This is a genomic window from Pectobacterium parvum, from assembly GCF_020971565.1.
In the GTDB taxonomy this organism is placed as follows: Bacteria; Pseudomonadota; Gammaproteobacteria; order Enterobacterales; family Enterobacteriaceae; genus Pectobacterium; species Pectobacterium polare.
The window spans coordinates 2,047,145-2,062,752 of sequence record NZ_CP087392.1 but is presented as its reverse complement, the minus strand read 5'-3'; the positions used below and the strand labels follow the sequence as shown (position 1 = coordinate 2,062,752).

The 15,608-nt window shown below is 50.7% G+C and carries 15 protein-coding genes; 7 read left to right on the top strand and 8 right to left on the bottom strand.

Annotated features, from left to right (window positions below):
• The first annotated feature begins 78 nt into the window (after positions 1-78).
• The 3 genes from LOZ86_RS09330 (at position 79) to cmoB (ending at position 2,553) form a co-directional block, all read left to right on the top strand.
• Positions 79-474, top strand: coding sequence for an MAPEG family protein (locus LOZ86_RS09330; RefSeq protein WP_011094055.1), 396 nt, complete (start codon positions 79-81; stop codon positions 472-474).
• 355 nt (positions 475-829) lie between these two features.
• Positions 830-1,573, top strand: coding sequence for a carboxy-S-adenosyl-L-methionine synthase CmoA (gene cmoA, locus LOZ86_RS09325; RefSeq protein WP_039480430.1), 744 nt, complete (start codon positions 830-832; stop codon positions 1,571-1,573).
• Entirely contained in the window at positions 1,570-2,553 is a 984-nt protein-coding gene (gene cmoB / locus LOZ86_RS09320; protein WP_039480427.1) for a tRNA 5-methoxyuridine(34)/uridine 5-oxyacetic acid(34) synthase CmoB, read from the top strand. Before cmoA ends, cmoB begins: the two co-directional genes overlap by 4 nt.
• A gap of 172 nt (positions 2,554-2,725) precedes the next feature.
• Here cmoB and cutC read toward each other — a convergent pair whose 3' ends face one another.
• Entirely contained in the window at positions 2,726-3,484 is a 759-nt protein-coding gene (gene cutC / locus LOZ86_RS09315; protein WP_039480424.1) for a copper homeostasis protein CutC, read from the bottom strand.
• A 284-nt stretch (positions 3,485-3,768) separates the two neighbouring features.
• Entirely contained in the window at positions 3,769-4,317 is a 549-nt protein-coding gene (locus LOZ86_RS09310) for a VOC family protein (RefSeq protein ID WP_039480423.1), read from the bottom strand.
• Between the two features lie 654 nt (positions 4,318-4,971).
• On the opposite strand from LOZ86_RS09310, the gene argS reads away from it, so the two are divergent.
• Positions 4,972-6,702 carry an arginine--tRNA ligase gene (argS, locus tag LOZ86_RS09305; RefSeq protein WP_039480420.1) on the top strand — a complete coding sequence of 577 codons (1,731 nt, stop codon included), beginning with the start codon at positions 4,972-4,974 and terminating at the stop codon, positions 6,700-6,702.
• A 114-nt stretch (positions 6,703-6,816) separates the two neighbouring features.
• Here argS and murJ read toward each other — a convergent pair whose 3' ends face one another.
• The 4 genes from murJ to rimJ all read right to left on the bottom strand — a co-directional run bounded on the left by murJ (position 6,817) and on the right by rimJ (position 10,718).
• Positions 6,817-8,352: a murein biosynthesis integral membrane protein MurJ gene (gene murJ / locus LOZ86_RS09300; protein WP_039480417.1), complete on the bottom strand. Its 1,536-nt coding sequence runs from the start codon at positions 8,350-8,352 to the stop codon at positions 6,817-6,819.
• Positions 8,353-8,479: 127 nt separating this feature from the next.
• Positions 8,480-9,460, bottom strand: a complete 981-nt coding sequence (locus LOZ86_RS09295) for a Gfo/Idh/MocA family protein (protein WP_039480414.1) — start codon at positions 9,458-9,460, stop codon at positions 8,480-8,482.
• 28 nt (positions 9,461-9,488) lie between these two features.
• The gene (locus LOZ86_RS09290; protein ID WP_039480411.1) at positions 9,489-10,124 is read right to left on the bottom strand and encodes a YceH family protein; all 636 of its coding nucleotides are present in this window, start codon (positions 10,122-10,124) and stop codon (positions 9,489-9,491) included.
• 9 nt (positions 10,125-10,133) lie between these two features.
• Complete coding sequence (gene rimJ, locus LOZ86_RS09285; protein ID WP_039480408.1) at positions 10,134-10,718, bottom strand: ribosomal protein S5-alanine N-acetyltransferase; 585 nt, start codon at positions 10,716-10,718, stop codon at positions 10,134-10,136.
• A gap of 315 nt (positions 10,719-11,033) precedes the next feature.
• Here rimJ and mdtH point away from each other — a divergent pair, with 315 nt between their 5' ends.
• From mdtH to LOZ86_RS09270, 3 genes are all read left to right on the top strand, one after another.
• The gene (gene mdtH, locus LOZ86_RS09280; protein WP_039480405.1) at positions 11,034-12,239 is read left to right on the top strand and encodes a multidrug efflux MFS transporter MdtH; all 1,206 of its coding nucleotides are present in this window, start codon (positions 11,034-11,036) and stop codon (positions 12,237-12,239) included.
• 307 nt (positions 12,240-12,546) lie between these two features.
• Positions 12,547-13,194, top strand: coding sequence for a glutaredoxin 2 (gene grxB, locus LOZ86_RS09275; RefSeq protein ID WP_039480402.1), 648 nt, complete (start codon positions 12,547-12,549; stop codon positions 13,192-13,194).
• A gap of 199 nt (positions 13,195-13,393) precedes the next feature.
• Entirely contained in the window at positions 13,394-13,960 is a 567-nt protein-coding gene (locus LOZ86_RS09270) for a lipoprotein (RefSeq protein WP_039480399.1), read from the top strand.
• Positions 13,961-14,038: 78 nt separating this feature from the next.
• On the opposite strand, the gene LOZ86_RS09265 is transcribed toward LOZ86_RS09270, so the two are convergent.
• On the bottom strand, positions 14,039-14,617 hold the full coding sequence (locus tag LOZ86_RS09265; protein ID WP_039480395.1) for a TorD/DmsD family molecular chaperone: 579 nt from the start codon (positions 14,615-14,617) through the stop codon (positions 14,039-14,041).
• A 47-nt stretch (positions 14,618-14,664) separates the two neighbouring features.
• A complete protein-coding gene (locus LOZ86_RS09260; protein ID WP_039480392.1) occupies positions 14,665-15,402 on the bottom strand; it encodes a phosphatase in 738 nt (245 codons plus the stop codon).
• Between the last annotated feature and the right edge of the window lie 206 nt (positions 15,403-15,608).

Below are 15,608 nucleotides of genomic sequence, written 5' to 3'. Positions count from 1 at the left end.
CGGCCTTTCCAGGCGACAGTTGCGTTGGGTAAAGCTATTATTCTGCAAGCCGTTTTCGGTTAGGTCATGGAGTAAAAAATGGTAAGTGCGCTTTATATCGTGCTTGGCGCAATCTTGTTGATAAAGCTATCTATTGATGTTGTGAAACTCAGAATGCAGTATCGCGTGGCCTATGGCGACGGCGGATTTTATGAATTGCAAACGGCGATCCGAGTACATGGCAACGCGGTGGAATATATTCCGATTGCGGCAATTCTGCTGGTGCTGATGGAAATGAACGGCGCCCTTATCATCATGATCCATTTCTGCGGTATTTTATTGATTACTGGGCGTTTAGCGCACTATTACGGCCTTCGGCATCGCGAATTCCGCTGGCGGCGTTCCGGTATGTCGGCAACCTACGCCTCACTCATCCTGATGATTGCAGCAAATCTCTACTACCTCCCCTGGGATCTGGTTTTCACGCTGTATTGATGGCGTGAAACAAGAACGACACCTGTTCCTCCCGGACGCACGAACATTTATGCGCCCGGGAATCAAAAAATTTGTCCACACTCTGTGGAAGGTGAAGACCATATACCCTAAATAATTCGAGTTTAAGGCAGGCGGTAAGCGAGGGAGTCCCGATGAGCTTACTCAAGTAAGTGATTCGGGTGACAAATCTGCCGGGAGCAGATTTGAACGCTGCTTGCAGCGGCCCTTCAGGGCGAGGCCCACGATGTGCCAAGTATTTGAACGTAGCCAACGCACATGCAACTTGAAGTATGACGGGTATGGCGTATTCTGCTAGAATACGCGCTTCTTTATTACTCTCAGTGCACTTTCCGCCATGCCAAACCGCGATATGCTTTTCTCTGTGCCAATTGCCAATTTAGGCGACTGGACATTCGACGAACGCGTTGCCGACGTCTTCCCCGATATGATCCAACGCTCCGTTCCCGGCTATTCCAACATCATCTCGATGATTGGCATGCTGACAGAACGCTTCGTCCGCCCAAATAGCCACGTTTACGATCTAGGGTGCTCGCTGGGCGCGGCTACGTTGTCTATGCGACGTAATATCGCTGTACTGGGCTGCAAAATTATCGCGGTAGACAATTCTCCGGCAATGGTGAAGCGCTGCCGCAGCCACATTGACGCTTTCCGTTCCGATACGCCTGTCGACATTATAGAAGCCGATATCCTGAATATTGATATCGAAAATGCGTCTATGGTGGTTCTGAACTTTACCCTTCAGTTTCTGGAACCTTCTCAGCGTCAGGTGCTCATCGAGCGTATTTATCAGGGATTGAATCCCGGCGGCGTGCTCGTGCTCTCCGAGAAATTCAATTTTGCGGACAAAGACGTCGGCGAATTGCTGTTCAACATGCATCTCGATTTCAAACGGGCAAATGGCTACAGCGAGTTAGAAATCAGTCAGAAGCGCAGCATGCTGGAAAACGTCATGCTGACCGATTCGGTAGACACCCATAAAGCTCGACTGGCAGATGCCGGTTTTGAGCACAGCGAGATTTGGTTTCAGTGTTTTAATTTTGGTTCGTTATTAGCCGTGAAAGCAGAGGAAAAGGCGTGATCGATTTCGGCAATTTTTATCAACAAATCGCAAAAGGCCCACTCAGCCACTGGCTTAACACGCTACCTTCACAGCTCAGTAGTTGGCAGCAGGAATCGTTGCACGGTAAGTTCAAACTCTGGTTTAACTCGCTGGAACACCTTCCATCGCTGACGCCAACCTCTCTGGATTTGAACGACAGCGTTACGGCGCGCATGGAACCCGATATTTCCATCGGCCAGCGTGAAGGTATCGAAAAGTTGCTGCGTAACCTGATGCCTTGGCGTAAAGGCCCCTTTTCGCTTTACGGCGTAGATATCAACACGGAATGGCGTTCTGACTGGAAATGGCAGCGCGTTCTGCCGCATATCAGCCCGTTGAAAAATCGCCTGATTCTGGATGTAGGCTGCGGCAGCGGCTATCACCTGTGGCGGATGGTCGGCGAAGGCGCCACGATGGCAGTCGGCATCGATCCTATGCAGCTGTTCTTATGCCAGTTTGAAGCTGTGCGTAAGCTGCTCGGCGACGATCAGCGTGCGCACGTTCTGCCGCTCGGTATTGAGCAACTCCCCGAACTTGCTGCGTTTGACACTGTGTTTTCTATGGGCGTGCTGTACCACCGCCGTTCCCCGCTTGATCACCTGTGGCAATTGAAGAATCAACTGGTGGCGGGTGGCGAACTGGTGCTGGAAACGCTGGTTATTGAAGGCGATGAAAATCAGGTGCTGGTACCGGGAGAACGCTATGCACAAATGCGCAATGTGTATTTCATCCCTTCTGCCGCGGCCTTGACGAAATGGCTTGAGAAATGCGGCTTTGTTGATGTCCGCGTCGTGGATATCTGCACCACGACAACGCAGGAACAGCGCCGGACAGACTGGATGATCACGGAATCACTGGCTGAATTCCTCGATCCTGAAGATCCGACGAAAACGGTGGAAGGTTACCCTGCACCAGTACGGGCCGTTCTGGTTGCCCGTAAACCTGGGATCTACCAGTAAGTCTCATTCGTTCTAAATTACTGCGCTTGACAAAAAAAGCCCCAGCAACACGCTGGGGCTTGGTACTTGCCATGCACACCTGATGGTATGCGGCGCGGCAAAATTGAAGAATGACGATGTGGTGTTTAGAACAACGCTGTCTCTCTCCCCCTACACCGTGAAATCCCTTACGTTATGACACGTACTGCATTTCACGGTCCGGGCTGACGGCCCGCTTCATGGCTTCCACCACATCACCATCCACGCAATACTGGCTAAACTCATCCAATTCCGTATCAGAACACATCGACACGCCGATTTTACGATAGCGCATCGGAGACGGTGTCCACTGGCCTGCCGAACTGTGCAGTTCCCGGATACCGGCCTGCTGAAATTTGTGCACGTTAGTCAGCCGCACGCCGGAACCCGCCATAATAATTGGACCGCGACTGGCCTGTGTTAGTTCACGTAATAACCGGAGCCCATTTTCCGCTGTCTGCTGCTGCCCAGAGGTCAATATGCGCGATACGCCAAGTTCAGTGAGCTGTTCCAGCGCAATGTACGGGTTCAGACACATATCGAACGCGCGATGAAAAGTCACCGCCATCCCTTGAGCCACCGCCATAATTTCGCGCATTTTGGGCAAATCAATGTGCCCTTCCTCATTGAGTGCGCCAACAACAACGCCGGGAAAACCCATCTCACGAATCTGCTCAATGTCGTATTTGATGGCAGCAAATTCCGCCGCGCTGTAGCAAAAATCGCCCCCTCGCGGGCGCACAATCGGGTGGACAGGAATCGCGACCTTTTCGCACGCGCCACGCAGCGCACCATAGGATGGCGTTAATCCACCTTCCCGCTGCCCTGCACAGAGTTCAATTCTGTCAGCCCCAGACTGCGCTGCTGTTATCGCACAATCAACGCTATAACAGCATACTTCCAGTTTCGTCATCGCTGCTCCTCCATGTAAACTCCCAGACTACTTTTCTTAATTATCGAAAAATCGACGAATCATCACGCCGATTAAAGTAATAACTATGGCATTCGCATTCATATCGTGAGGAGACAGGAGTCACAATGAACGCGATACATTGCCGAAATAAACATGACATAAACCACAATTTTATTAATCTTTTCCACAGTAAAAGAAAGTGGCATGAATAACGTGGCACACCATTTTATCTTTCCGCCAATGTTATCTTTCTGATTACGCTACGTACGCGCCATACGCTATTTTTATAGCGATGACATTTCGCTTGCGACAACATCGCGTATATCAAATGGATGAAATTTTATTGTCACTTTCCCGTTAGTTACCGCCAGCGTCGGATTAGGGATTCGTTCTTTTTCACCTTGCGGAGAACTGAATTTAAGCTTGATGCCCGGCGTACGCAGTGCGTCATCAGACAAGCAGGCCAGCGCACGCTGATGCAGCGTTTCCGCGTCACCAGGCAACACCAGCTCCACATGCTCCCATCCTTCATGCGGGTAATGCTTTTTCCCCGGCCACGGTAGCTCGATACAGGTAATCTGCCAGGGGCCGACCGCGATGGGATTGTCCAGAATAAACAAGCAGATTGTGCGGCCATTGATTCGGTTTTCAGACAGCAGGCTGCCGACCTTTAGCAGCGCCGCTTTCCATGATTCAGCCGTCGCATTCTGATGGCAGCGCAACGAGAGATGATCAGCATGAAATGCGCCTAAATCCAGTTGAAGCACATCGGCCAATTCCTGTAGCGTTTGCTCAAAACGCGCTAAATCCGTTATCAAATCATCGGGTAACATATCGGGTAAAACTCCTTGCTGCATCTCATATTGTCAATCACCATTTACGCAGTGAGAATATCACACCCATAACACATTCTAATTAAATTCTATTTTTCTCCAGGTACATTTATTTACACCTTCATTACGTGAAACGCATTAAATGCAAAGAAAAGGTAATGATGCCGTTTGATTAATAAGCGGAAATGTTTTTTACCTAGTGTAATCTGCGATACTTCTCGCAATCTATTCTGGGAGGAATCTTAAATAAAGCACGCCCCATTGAACGCCGAAAAAAAAACGTATAAATTAATAAAACAAATAATAACGCAGAGATATCACCATGGTTTTACTCATTATATCCATCGCACTTATCGCTATTGCGGCATATGCTATTTTTCGTCATTTTAAAACCAGAGACTCACATAAAATTGGTTCACATAGTCGATCAAAAAAACGTTAAGATCGCGATTTGATTTATTTTTATTCTACCTAAAACTACTTTTCCTTTTTTGTCGTGTTCTCCTTATCCTTTTTTATCTCGTTCCCTCTTCTTTACTCTCCCGCTGCCTGGGTGTTTTTTCACCTGAACATTCCTTTGCCTCGCCCCGTCTGCTGACGAGGAAAGGCAAATATGGTATAAGCAAGGCTTAATTTTTTATTTAAGGTAAACCGGTGAATATTCAGGCCCTTCTCTCCGAAAAAGTCAGCCAGGCGTTAACCGCCGCGGGCGCGCCAGCAGACAGCGAAGCTCAGATTCGTCAGTCGGCAAAAGCACAGTTTGGTGATTATCAAGCCAACGGCGTCATGGCCGTGGCCAAAAAACTGGGCATGCCGCCGCGACAATTGGCAGAAAAAGTCGTCCAATTTTTGGCGCTGGAGGGCATTGCGGAAAAAACAGAAATCGCAGGCCCGGGATTTATTAATATTTTTCTCGATAAGCAGTGGGTTGCGAGCCAGGTTGAGAACGCCCTGAATGCACCAAAACTGGGTTTAACGCCCGTTGAACCACAAACGATTGTGATTGACTACTCTGCTCCTAACGTCGCGAAAGAAATGCACGTCGGTCACCTGCGCTCAACCATTATTGGTGATGCTGCAGCTCGTACGCTGGCGTTTCTCGGCCACAACGTGATTCGTGCGAACCACGTTGGCGACTGGGGTACGCAGTTCGGCATGCTGATCGCCTACCTTGAAAAAATGCAAAACGAAAGCGCCAACGAGATGGATTTGTCCGATCTTGAAGCGTTCTATCGTGAAGCGAAGAAACACTATGATGATGATGCCGATTTCGCCGAACGCGCGCGCGCTTACGTGGTGAAATTGCAGGGTGGCGATGAATATTGCCGTCAGATGTGGCGCAAGCTCGTCGATATCACCATGACGCAGAATCAGATCAACTATGAACGCCTCAATGTTACGCTGACCAAACAGGATGTGATGGGTGAAAGCCTGTATAACAGCATGCTGCCGAGCATCGTTGCCGACCTGAAGGCAAAAGGTCTGGCCGTTGAGAGCGAAGGCGCAACGGTTGTTTTCCTTGATGAATACAAAAACAAGGAAGGTGAACCGATGGGCGTCATCATTCAGAAAAAGGATGGCGGCTACCTCTATACGACAACGGATATCGCCTGCGCCAAATACCGTTATGAAACCCTGAACGCCGACCGCGTGCTTTACTACATCGACTCCCGCCAACATCAACATTTGATACAGGCCTGGACCATCGTGCGTAAAGCGGGTTACGTACCTGATTCGGTTAGTCTGGAACACCATATGTTCGGCATGATGCTGGGCAAAGATGGCAAACCATTCAAAACGCGTTCAGGCGGAACGATCAAACTGTCTGAGCTATTGGATGAAGCCTACGATCGTGCACTGAAGCTCATCGCAGAGAAAAATCCACAGATGGAAAGCGATGAATTAACCGCGCTGGCGAAAGTGGTTTCTATCGGCGCGATCAAATACGCCGACCTGTCAAAAAGCCGTACCACGGACTACGTTTTCGATTGGGACAACATGTTGGCGTTTGAAGGCAATACCGCGCCTTACATGCAATACGCCTATACGCGTGTCGCGTCTATTTTCAAGCGTGCAGGCATACAGGAAGACAGCTTAACGCAGCCGATTACGCTGAGCGATGAGCGCGAATTTGCGCTTGCCACGCGTCTGCTGCAATTTGAAGAAACCATCACCTCCGTCGCCCGTGAAGGCACGCCGCATGTGATGTGTAGCTACCTGTACGATCTGGCGGGTCTGTTCTCTGGTTTCTACGAGCACTGTCCGATTCTCAATGCCGAAAGCGACGACGTGCGTCAAAGCCGTCTGAGACTGGCACTGCTGACTGCAAAAACGCTGAAGCAAGGTCTGGATACACTGGGCATCGAAACCGTCGAGAAGATGTAATTCTCCATCGACTGAAAGCCTATCCGTCGATTGACAACAAAAACGCCATTGGTGCTGCCACCAATGGCGTTTTACATTATAGGCAAAAAATAAACGAACAACGACGTAGCGTTGTTACACGCTACGGCGAGCGAAATCCCGAGGGCGGAATCCCAACAGCGCCAACGTGGCAAAATAGGATCCGGCCCCTGCGACCACGACCAGCAACAAGCGCAGAATTCGCATCGTCATATTGCCGTCATCCCATGCAGGCATCCACCACAGCAGACCCAGTAAAACCAGCGACATCACGATAACCGCAGCGAGAAGGCGAACCAGAAACCCCCGCCAACCCGGCAGAGGCTGGAAAATATCCTGTTTACGCAGTTGCCAATACAGCAAGCCTGCATTCAGGCAGGAGGCCAGACCGATAGACAACGCCAGACCCGCATGTTGTAGCGGACCGATAAAGATCAGGTTCATCACTTGCGTCAGGATCAGCGTGACTATCGCTATTTTGACCGGTGTCTTGATATCCTGCCGGGAATAAAAACCGGGCACTAGCACTTTGACGACAATCAGTCCCATCAGCCCAACTGAGTAGGCAATCAGCGCCCGCTGGGTCATTAGTGCGTCAAAGGCGCTAAATTTGCCGTACTGGAACAGCGACACGGTTAAAGGCTTAGCCAAAATGCCTAATGCCACCGCACTCGGCAGCGCCAACAGGAAACACAGGCGGAGCCCCCAATCCATCAGGCGGGAGTATTCGTCATGATTACCACTGGCAAAACTCTTCGCCAGCGATGGCAGTAAGATCGTCCCTAACGCCACGCCGAGAACGCCGGAAGGAAATTCCATCAGACGGTCAGCGTAATACATCCATGACACCGCCCCTTCGCTAAGGAAGGACGCGAAAATGGTATTGATGATTAACGAAATCTGGCTCACCGAGACGCCCAGAACCGCAGGCCCCATTAGCTTCATGACACGCCAGACGCTCGGGTCACGCCACTTCAGGCGCGGCAATACCAGCATGCCAATCTTTTTCAGATGCGGTAGCTGATAGCCGAGTTGCAGTAAGCCGCCAACCAAAACCGCCCAGGCCAGCGCCATCACCGGTGGGTTAAAATACGGGGCAGCAAACAGCGAGAAGCCAATCATGCTGACGTTAAGCAATGTCGGAGCAAACGCGGGCACCGAAAAACGGTTCCAGGTATTTAACACCGAACCGACCATCGAGGTCAGCGAGATCAGCAGGATATAGGGAAACGTGACTCTTAATAGATCCGAAGTGAGCTCAAAGCGCTCTGGCGTCGCGGCAAAACCGGGCGCGGTCACCATGATGACCCACGGTGCGGCGACCATCCCCGCCACAGTGACTAACGCCAGAATCAACGTCAACATGCCGGAAACATAGGCAAGGAATGTTCGCGTGGCCTCGTCGCCCTGCTGGCTTTTATATTCGGCCAGAATCGGCACAAAAGCCTGTGAAAATGCGCCTTCCGCGAAAATTCGGCGGAGCAGGTTAGGCAGTTTAAACGCCACAAAGAAGGCGTCTGTCGCCATACCTGCACCAAAAATACGAGCGACGATAGCATCACGCACAAAGCCTAAAACGCGCGATACCATGGTCATGGAACTGACGGCAGCCAGTGATTTAAGTAGATTCATCCGATTATGTTCTGAACGGTTCAGGACCGATTATTAACCCGTTGAGGTTATCCTGATTACGAGGTGGGACTAGTCTACGCATTGCACGTGTAATAGCTACCGCACATTGTCATAACCGCTGAACTTTTCAGCTTTTTCCCAGCAATTTTTCAATCATGCGCTGGGACAGCAACGCCTGGTTACCTGATGTTTCCGCTGGTTTCCGTTGTTCAATGGCCGCGATAAAATGCTGCACCGCACCGACAAATCCGCGTTGTTCCAGCGTCGTTTGCCAGGATGGTACGGCCGGGCGGATCGTTATTCCGTCGAGATCTTCGCGCCATTCACGCATCTCATCCACCTGATAGAGCCCACCCTGGGTAACAGCCTGAACCCATTCGCGCTGGCTTCCAGCCTGACGGTGCATGCTGGTCGTCACCTGACAACCGCCGCTCTGGAAATGGTGCTCGGCATACAGCAGTTGACCGTCCGCATTCGCATGCAACACGCCATCAATCAGTTGAGCATCGCCGCCCGCGAGCCAAAGTGCAGTGTCCACCACATGCAGATAATCATCCAGCAGAGTAAAACGGACATCCTGCGGCCCAACGCCATTAATACGGTGTTTATCCATGCGCAAAGACGCCGGCTGATCCAGCCGCTGTTTTAGCTGCTGATAGCACGGCGCGAAACGGCGATTAAAACCGACCATCAGAATTTTTTGTCGTTGCTCTGCCAATTCGACCAGCGCTTCCGCCTGCTCCAGCGTCTCTGCCAGCGGTTTATCCACATAAACATCGACACCCGCGTTAAGCAGTTGGCTCACAACGGAAAAATGGCTGGCGGTACTGCTGTGCACGAAAACGGCATCGCACTGTGCTGCCAGCTCGTCCAGCGCCGAGAAGTTCGTCATCCGATACTGCTGACAAATCCGCTGCGTCTTTTGCTGGTCGGGAGAAAACGCGCCAACCAGCTCCCAGCGTTCAGCCTGACTGAGAATCGGCAAATAGGCTTTCTGCGCGATGGATCCCAGCCCGACGACGCCGATACGAGGACGTCGGGCGGAGGCGTTATGTTCTGAAATACGATGTTCTGCGATGCTTTCCGCAGGCGTAAGCTGAGGCTTCATGACGAGTTTTCTCCCTGATACTAGTTCATTACGCTAACAGTGCGGCAAGCTGTCGTTTGAGTTCAGCAACCTCTTTTTCTAATGCCTCAACGCGCTCAGCTAGCGGTGAATGATCGCTTCCGCTGTCCACTTCGGGAGCAGCAACATCACTGGCCTCGCCGCTGAAAAGATGCTGATAACGGCTTTCCCGTTTACCCGCTTCCCGCGCCAACCGGACGACAAACGGCCCATCCTCACGCTGTTGCAAATGTTCAAGGGTGGATTCCGCTTCACCGACATCTGAAAATTCATACAAACGGGCCGCGCGCGTCCGCAGTTCACCCGGCGTCTGTGGTCCGCGCAGAAGCAGCGTCGTCACCAGCGCCACTTCCGCAGGCGAAAGCTTCAGGTCACCAAATTCAGAATTGCAAAAACGATGTTCATACTTCACGACACGGTTACCAAACCCGCTGAGCGTGCGCAGAAAATGTTTCTTCACGAGCAAATCCAGCGTTTGCTGAACCTCGCTTTCGCTCAGTTCCATCACAGGTTCACGGTTGGTTTTCTGATTACAGGCCGTGGTGATACCGTTTAACGACATCGGGTATTGATCTGGCGTGGTGATCTGCTTTTCCAGCATGCAACCAATCACGCGGGCTTCACGAGCATCTAATTGGTATTTCATCATTTTTCCTTAACGCGGAGACTTCCACTCGGCGTTGGTCAGCGCGGTTAATACATGATCCTGCCATTTGCCATCAATGAGCAGATAATTCTTCGCATAGCCTTCACGCTCAAACCCCAAACGCGTCAGTAACCCCCCACTACGCTGGTTATGCGGCATATAGTTAGCCATGATGCGATGCATATGCTGCTGACGCTGCATATAACGTATTGCCGGTTGCAACGCTTCATACATCAGCCCTTGCCCCTGCCATTTTTGACCGAGTGAATAGCCCAGATAGCAGGCGTGAAACGATCCCCGCAGCACGTTGCTGAAATTCGCCACGCCGTATACTTCGTTTTCATTCTGATCCAACAGAAGGAAGTAATAGGCGCTGCCCTGCTTATGCATATCGTTAATCACACTCAGACGCGCTTGCCAGCCTGATGGGTAGCAATGGCTGGCGTCTCTCACAGGTTCCCACGGCTTAAGAAAATCACGGTTTTCAGAATAGTATTCGGCCAGACGCCATGCATCGCGTTCATGGGCCAGACGCACCACCAGCCTGTCAGTTGTCAATTGCACTCTTGCTGGCGTTGAACGGTAGCCAAACATTTTTCCCCCTACCTCTCCATGTTATCGATAAGTAAAATTCATCGCCGCTGAAAAAGTGACTATTCCACACAAGCAGAAAATATCGGTATTTCTGATAATCCTTACTATAACCACATAAATTCATAGACGTAAAATCCCCGTCGTCGAGTTATTGCGCAGTTGAGTCAGGAAAGGCATTTTTTCTCGCCGAAATGCTACTCGGATAACGTTAAATCGATAAAAAAATATTATCCAACAATAGGCTATACCAAAGTCGAATTAGAGTACAAAATAGTCACGTCTGTTATTTTCCTCCTTTCTTTGTTGTGGTGAAACATGCCTCTGATGTCGCAAGCTCGGAGCTTGGGTAAATATTTTTTATTACTCGATAATATGCTGGTGGTTTTGGGATTCTTCGTTGTCTTTCCCCTTATTTCCATTCGTTTTGTCGACGATCTCGGCTGGGCTGCATTATTAGTTGGTATCGCATTGGGATTGCGCCAGTTTATTCAGCAAGGGCTCGGTATTTTCGGCGGGGCCATTGCTGACCGTTTTGGTGCCAAACCGATGATTATTACCGGGATGCTGCTACGCGCCTCCGGTTTTGTGTTCATGGCGATTGCCGATGAACCCTGGCTGCTCTGGCTGTCCTGTGCGTTGTCCGGTTTGGGTGGCACGCTATTCGATCCGCCGCGTACCGCACTGGTCATCAAGTTAATTCGTCCGCAGGAACGTGGGCGTTTTTATTCTCTGCTCATGATGCAGGATAGCGCGGGTGCCGTTATCGGTGCCCTAATCGGCAGTTGGCTGCTCCAGTACGATTTCGAGATTGTCTGCTGGACAGGTGCGGTCATCTTTGTGCTTGCCGCTGCGCTCAATGCCTGGCTGCTGCCAGCCTACCGCATCTCAACGGTCAAGACACCAATCCGAGAAGGCCTGACGCGCGTGATTCGAGACCGCCGTTTCCTGATGTATGTCTTAACGCTGACGGGCTACTACATGCTGGCCGTTCAGGTTTTGCTGATGCTGCCCATTATGGTCAACGAGCTCGCCGGAACGCCGTCTGCGGTGAAATGGATGTACGCCATTGAAGCGATGCTATCGCTGACGCTGCTGTACCCTATCGCCCGCTGGAGCGAGAAACGCTTCCGGCTGGAACAGCGCCTGATGGCGGGGCTTTTCATCATGTCCGTCAGCATGTTCCCAATCGGGATGACGACGGAGTTGCAAACTCTGCTGCTGCTGATCAGCTTGTTTTATATTGGCTCCATTATCGCCGAACCTGCGCGTGAAACTTTAAGCGCTTCGCTGGCAGACTCCAGAGCCAGAGGCAGCTATATGGGCTTCAGCCGACTTGGATTGGCACTTGGTGGTGCGATTGGTTACAGCGGCGGCGGCTGGTTATTCGATACCGGACACGCACTGAATCAACCGGAACTGCCGTGGTTCATGCTCGGCACCATCGGGTTCCTGACGTTAGCCGCACTGTATTGGCAGTTCAACCAACGCCGCATTGAGCCCGCAATGCTGGGTGGTCATTAGTCTGAATTTTACCGACGAGTTTGATCTCGTCGGTAAAGCCCTTCTATACTTTCCTAATACATTCAAACAATTGTTATCGGTGCGAGCGTTCTCGCACACTCGGTCTATCTTGTTTGATGATGGGTTACACGCTTGGTCGCCCCGCGGCCTTTGTCTATACCCTAAATAATTCGAGTTTCAGGAAGGCGGCAAGCGAAGGAATCCCGATGAGCTTACTGGAGTAAGTGATTCGGGTGACTGAACGCAGCCAACATACTTGCAACTTGAAGTATGACGGGTATACAACCTGTGATTTAGGAGACGATGCATGAAGCTCTACATTTACGATCACTGCCCCTACTGCGTTAAAGCGCGCATGATCTTCGGTCTAAAAAATCTTCCTGTCGAACTGCAAATAGTGGCGAACGATGACGCCGCAACGCCAGAGCGATTAATCGGCCAAAAGATGGTGCCCATTCTGCAAAAAGACGATGGCAGCTACATGCCAGAAAGCATGGACATTGTTCATTACATCGATAATTACAACCGCAAACCGCTGTTGACTGGCTCAACCAATCCGGCCATCGCCGCCTGGCTGCGTAAAGTCTCCGAGTATACGCCACGTCTGATTATCCCCCGCTTTGCTCAGGCGGCCTTTGAAGAATTTGCCTCCGCTTCCGCCCGACACTATTTCGTCAATAAGAAGGAAGCCCAGCTAGGCAATTTTGCTGACCACCTGAGTCATTCACAGGGGCTGATTAAGAAATTGAACAATGACTTACAGGATCTGGATCCGCTGATTGTTCAGCCGAATGCCTGTAACGGTACGTTATCAACAGACGACATCAACCTCTTCCCACTGCTCCGCTCGTTGTCCATCGTTGCGGGTGTTACGCCGCCTTCCCGCGTTGCGGACTATCGGGATAACATGGCAAAACAGACTCAAGTCACGCTACTCAGTAGTCTGGCAATCTAACCGTTTAGTTTTACTCCGCCGCTTCGTTCTGAAGCGGCATTATCCGCCATTTCAGTGCTATCCTATTGTTTACCCTGCGCATCAGGCGCACGCTGCTCGTGCAGAATCGTGTTGATTATTCACATAAAGAGATCGTTCATGTGAATAGACCGCTATATGAATAAATTGTGCGCGTAAATAGCATCAAGAGGTCAGAATAATGAAAAAATCAGGATGGATGGCAGCGGCCGCAGTGCTGCTGGCTTTTACACTCAGTGGCTGTAATAAACTCACGCAATACACGCTCAGTGAGCAAGAAGTGAATGAGTACCTGCAAAAACACAATGATTATCAGAAACAGTTGGGCGTGCCTGGCGTGGTGGATGCCCACATCGTGTTGACCGAACTGTCCAGCCAGATTGGTCGGGCAGAACCGGGGAAAGTGACTCTGACGGGCAATGCGAAGGTCGATATTTCGTCCCTGTTGGGCAATCAGGCTGCCGACATGAAGCTGACGCTGAAAGCACAGCCAGTTTTTGATAAAACGCAGGGCGCGATTTACCTGAAGGACATGGAACTGGTTGATTACACCGTACAGCCGGAGAAAATGCAGACGGTAATGAAAACGCTAAGCCCATATCTTAATCAATCGCTAAAAAGCTATTTTGACCAAAAGCCAGCTTACGTGTTGAATGCGGATAAGAGCACGGCGGAATCGATGGCGAAGAAGATGGCAAAAGGCATCGAAATCAAACCCGGCCAGATCGTTATCCTGTTTACCGACTAATACTGACTTGCCGATAGCACACATCATGTCTGCTATCGGCGCACTAAATTTCATACTGCGAGGTTTCATACCGCGGTATTATTCTTCCGCTTCCGACTCGTCTTCTTCGTCGCTTTCACCCAGTTCATCTCGCATCGCTTCCAGCGCTTCGCGGCACACAATCGCCAGCGTACGATAAAATGCGGTGGTGGCGTGGCTTTCCACTTTCCCGAGAAAACGATCGCTCCACGGTAAAAGATACTCATCGAACAGGGTAATCTGTGCCGCTGTTTCGTCTTCTTGTGCCTGATCTTCCAGCCATGACGCGGCAAGCAATAAGCTACCAAAATGACCAACCGCACCACCGTCATTTAGCGGCATGCCGCGCTGTTGTAAAAAGGTACGAATTTCCGCGTCATCAGCATCGCTTTCATAGGATGAACGCAACGGTGACACCGCGCCGTTTTCACTGTCGAACAGCGCCTGATAATCCGCCGCCATTGCGGGCAAATCCAGCCCCTTTTGCAAACGCTCCAACAACGCATCCTGTTCTAACGGCCAGTGCTGCACCAGTTTCCCGTCTTTAATCAGCGTGAATAACGGCGTCAGCAAAGGATCCTGCGGCTGGCGATAAAGCAGTGTGCCCAATAGGCGGCACACAATAGAAAACTCGTTCATTCATAACCCTATTTATTGTTAAGTGACATTACTTTTAGGTGACAGCGTCACAAGTCAGCAAGTTCAGCGATAGCAGGCATTCCACGCTGTTCGAGGAAATCCAACACGCGCCGAGGGCTTACGTTCAATATCCGATCCTGCGGAAAATTAACTTCCTGCAAAATACGTTCGCAGTGGGTAAAGTCTCCCAGAGAAAACGCAATATGGGAATCAGAACCTAAAGAAAGTAATCCACCCGCGTCGCGAACGGCTTCAGCAATCGCCCGACAGTTTGGCTCACTGCCTTGGCGTGAATGCATGAAAGAGGAGTTATTTAGCTCCAGCGCAACGTTGTATTTCGCCGCGGCTTCCGCAATCGCGCGGATATCGACAGGAAATTTCGGGTTACCGGGATGGCTAATGATATGTGCATCGCCACGTGCCATGGTCGCGATCATCGCCGTAGTATGCGTGTCTTTATCCTGTGGTGGAAAAACCGGCTCATGAAAGCCCGCAATAATCACATCCACCTGACCCAGCATCGGTCCGGTGCAGTCGATATCGCCTTCGATGTTTTTAATATTCGCTTCGATACCGCGTAGGATTCCGACGCCATCCACCAGACGCGGCCAAACACGCATGTTCATGAAGTGCCAATAATGCGGCGCATCCGCCATATCCGGACCATGATCGGTAATAGCAAACAGGCGGATGTTCTTCTGCTGTGCTTCGACGATGTAGTCATGCAAGGTACTGTAAGCATGTGTACTGGCAACGGTGTGCATATGTAAATCGACGGGATACATAGGTTCTCCTGAGTCAACGTTTGCAAATCAGCATACCATTTTCAGGGCTATTCCGCAGCCAGTGAACGAAATTACAACGCATGACTAACACAAATGAAACATCAACTTTTGGCATACGGCTGGAGAGTGCTCGAGGCCAAGAACGAAAAACGGTGAGCAAAGCAACAAATTGCGTTAACTTTAGCTAATTGCGCGCATTGAATGCA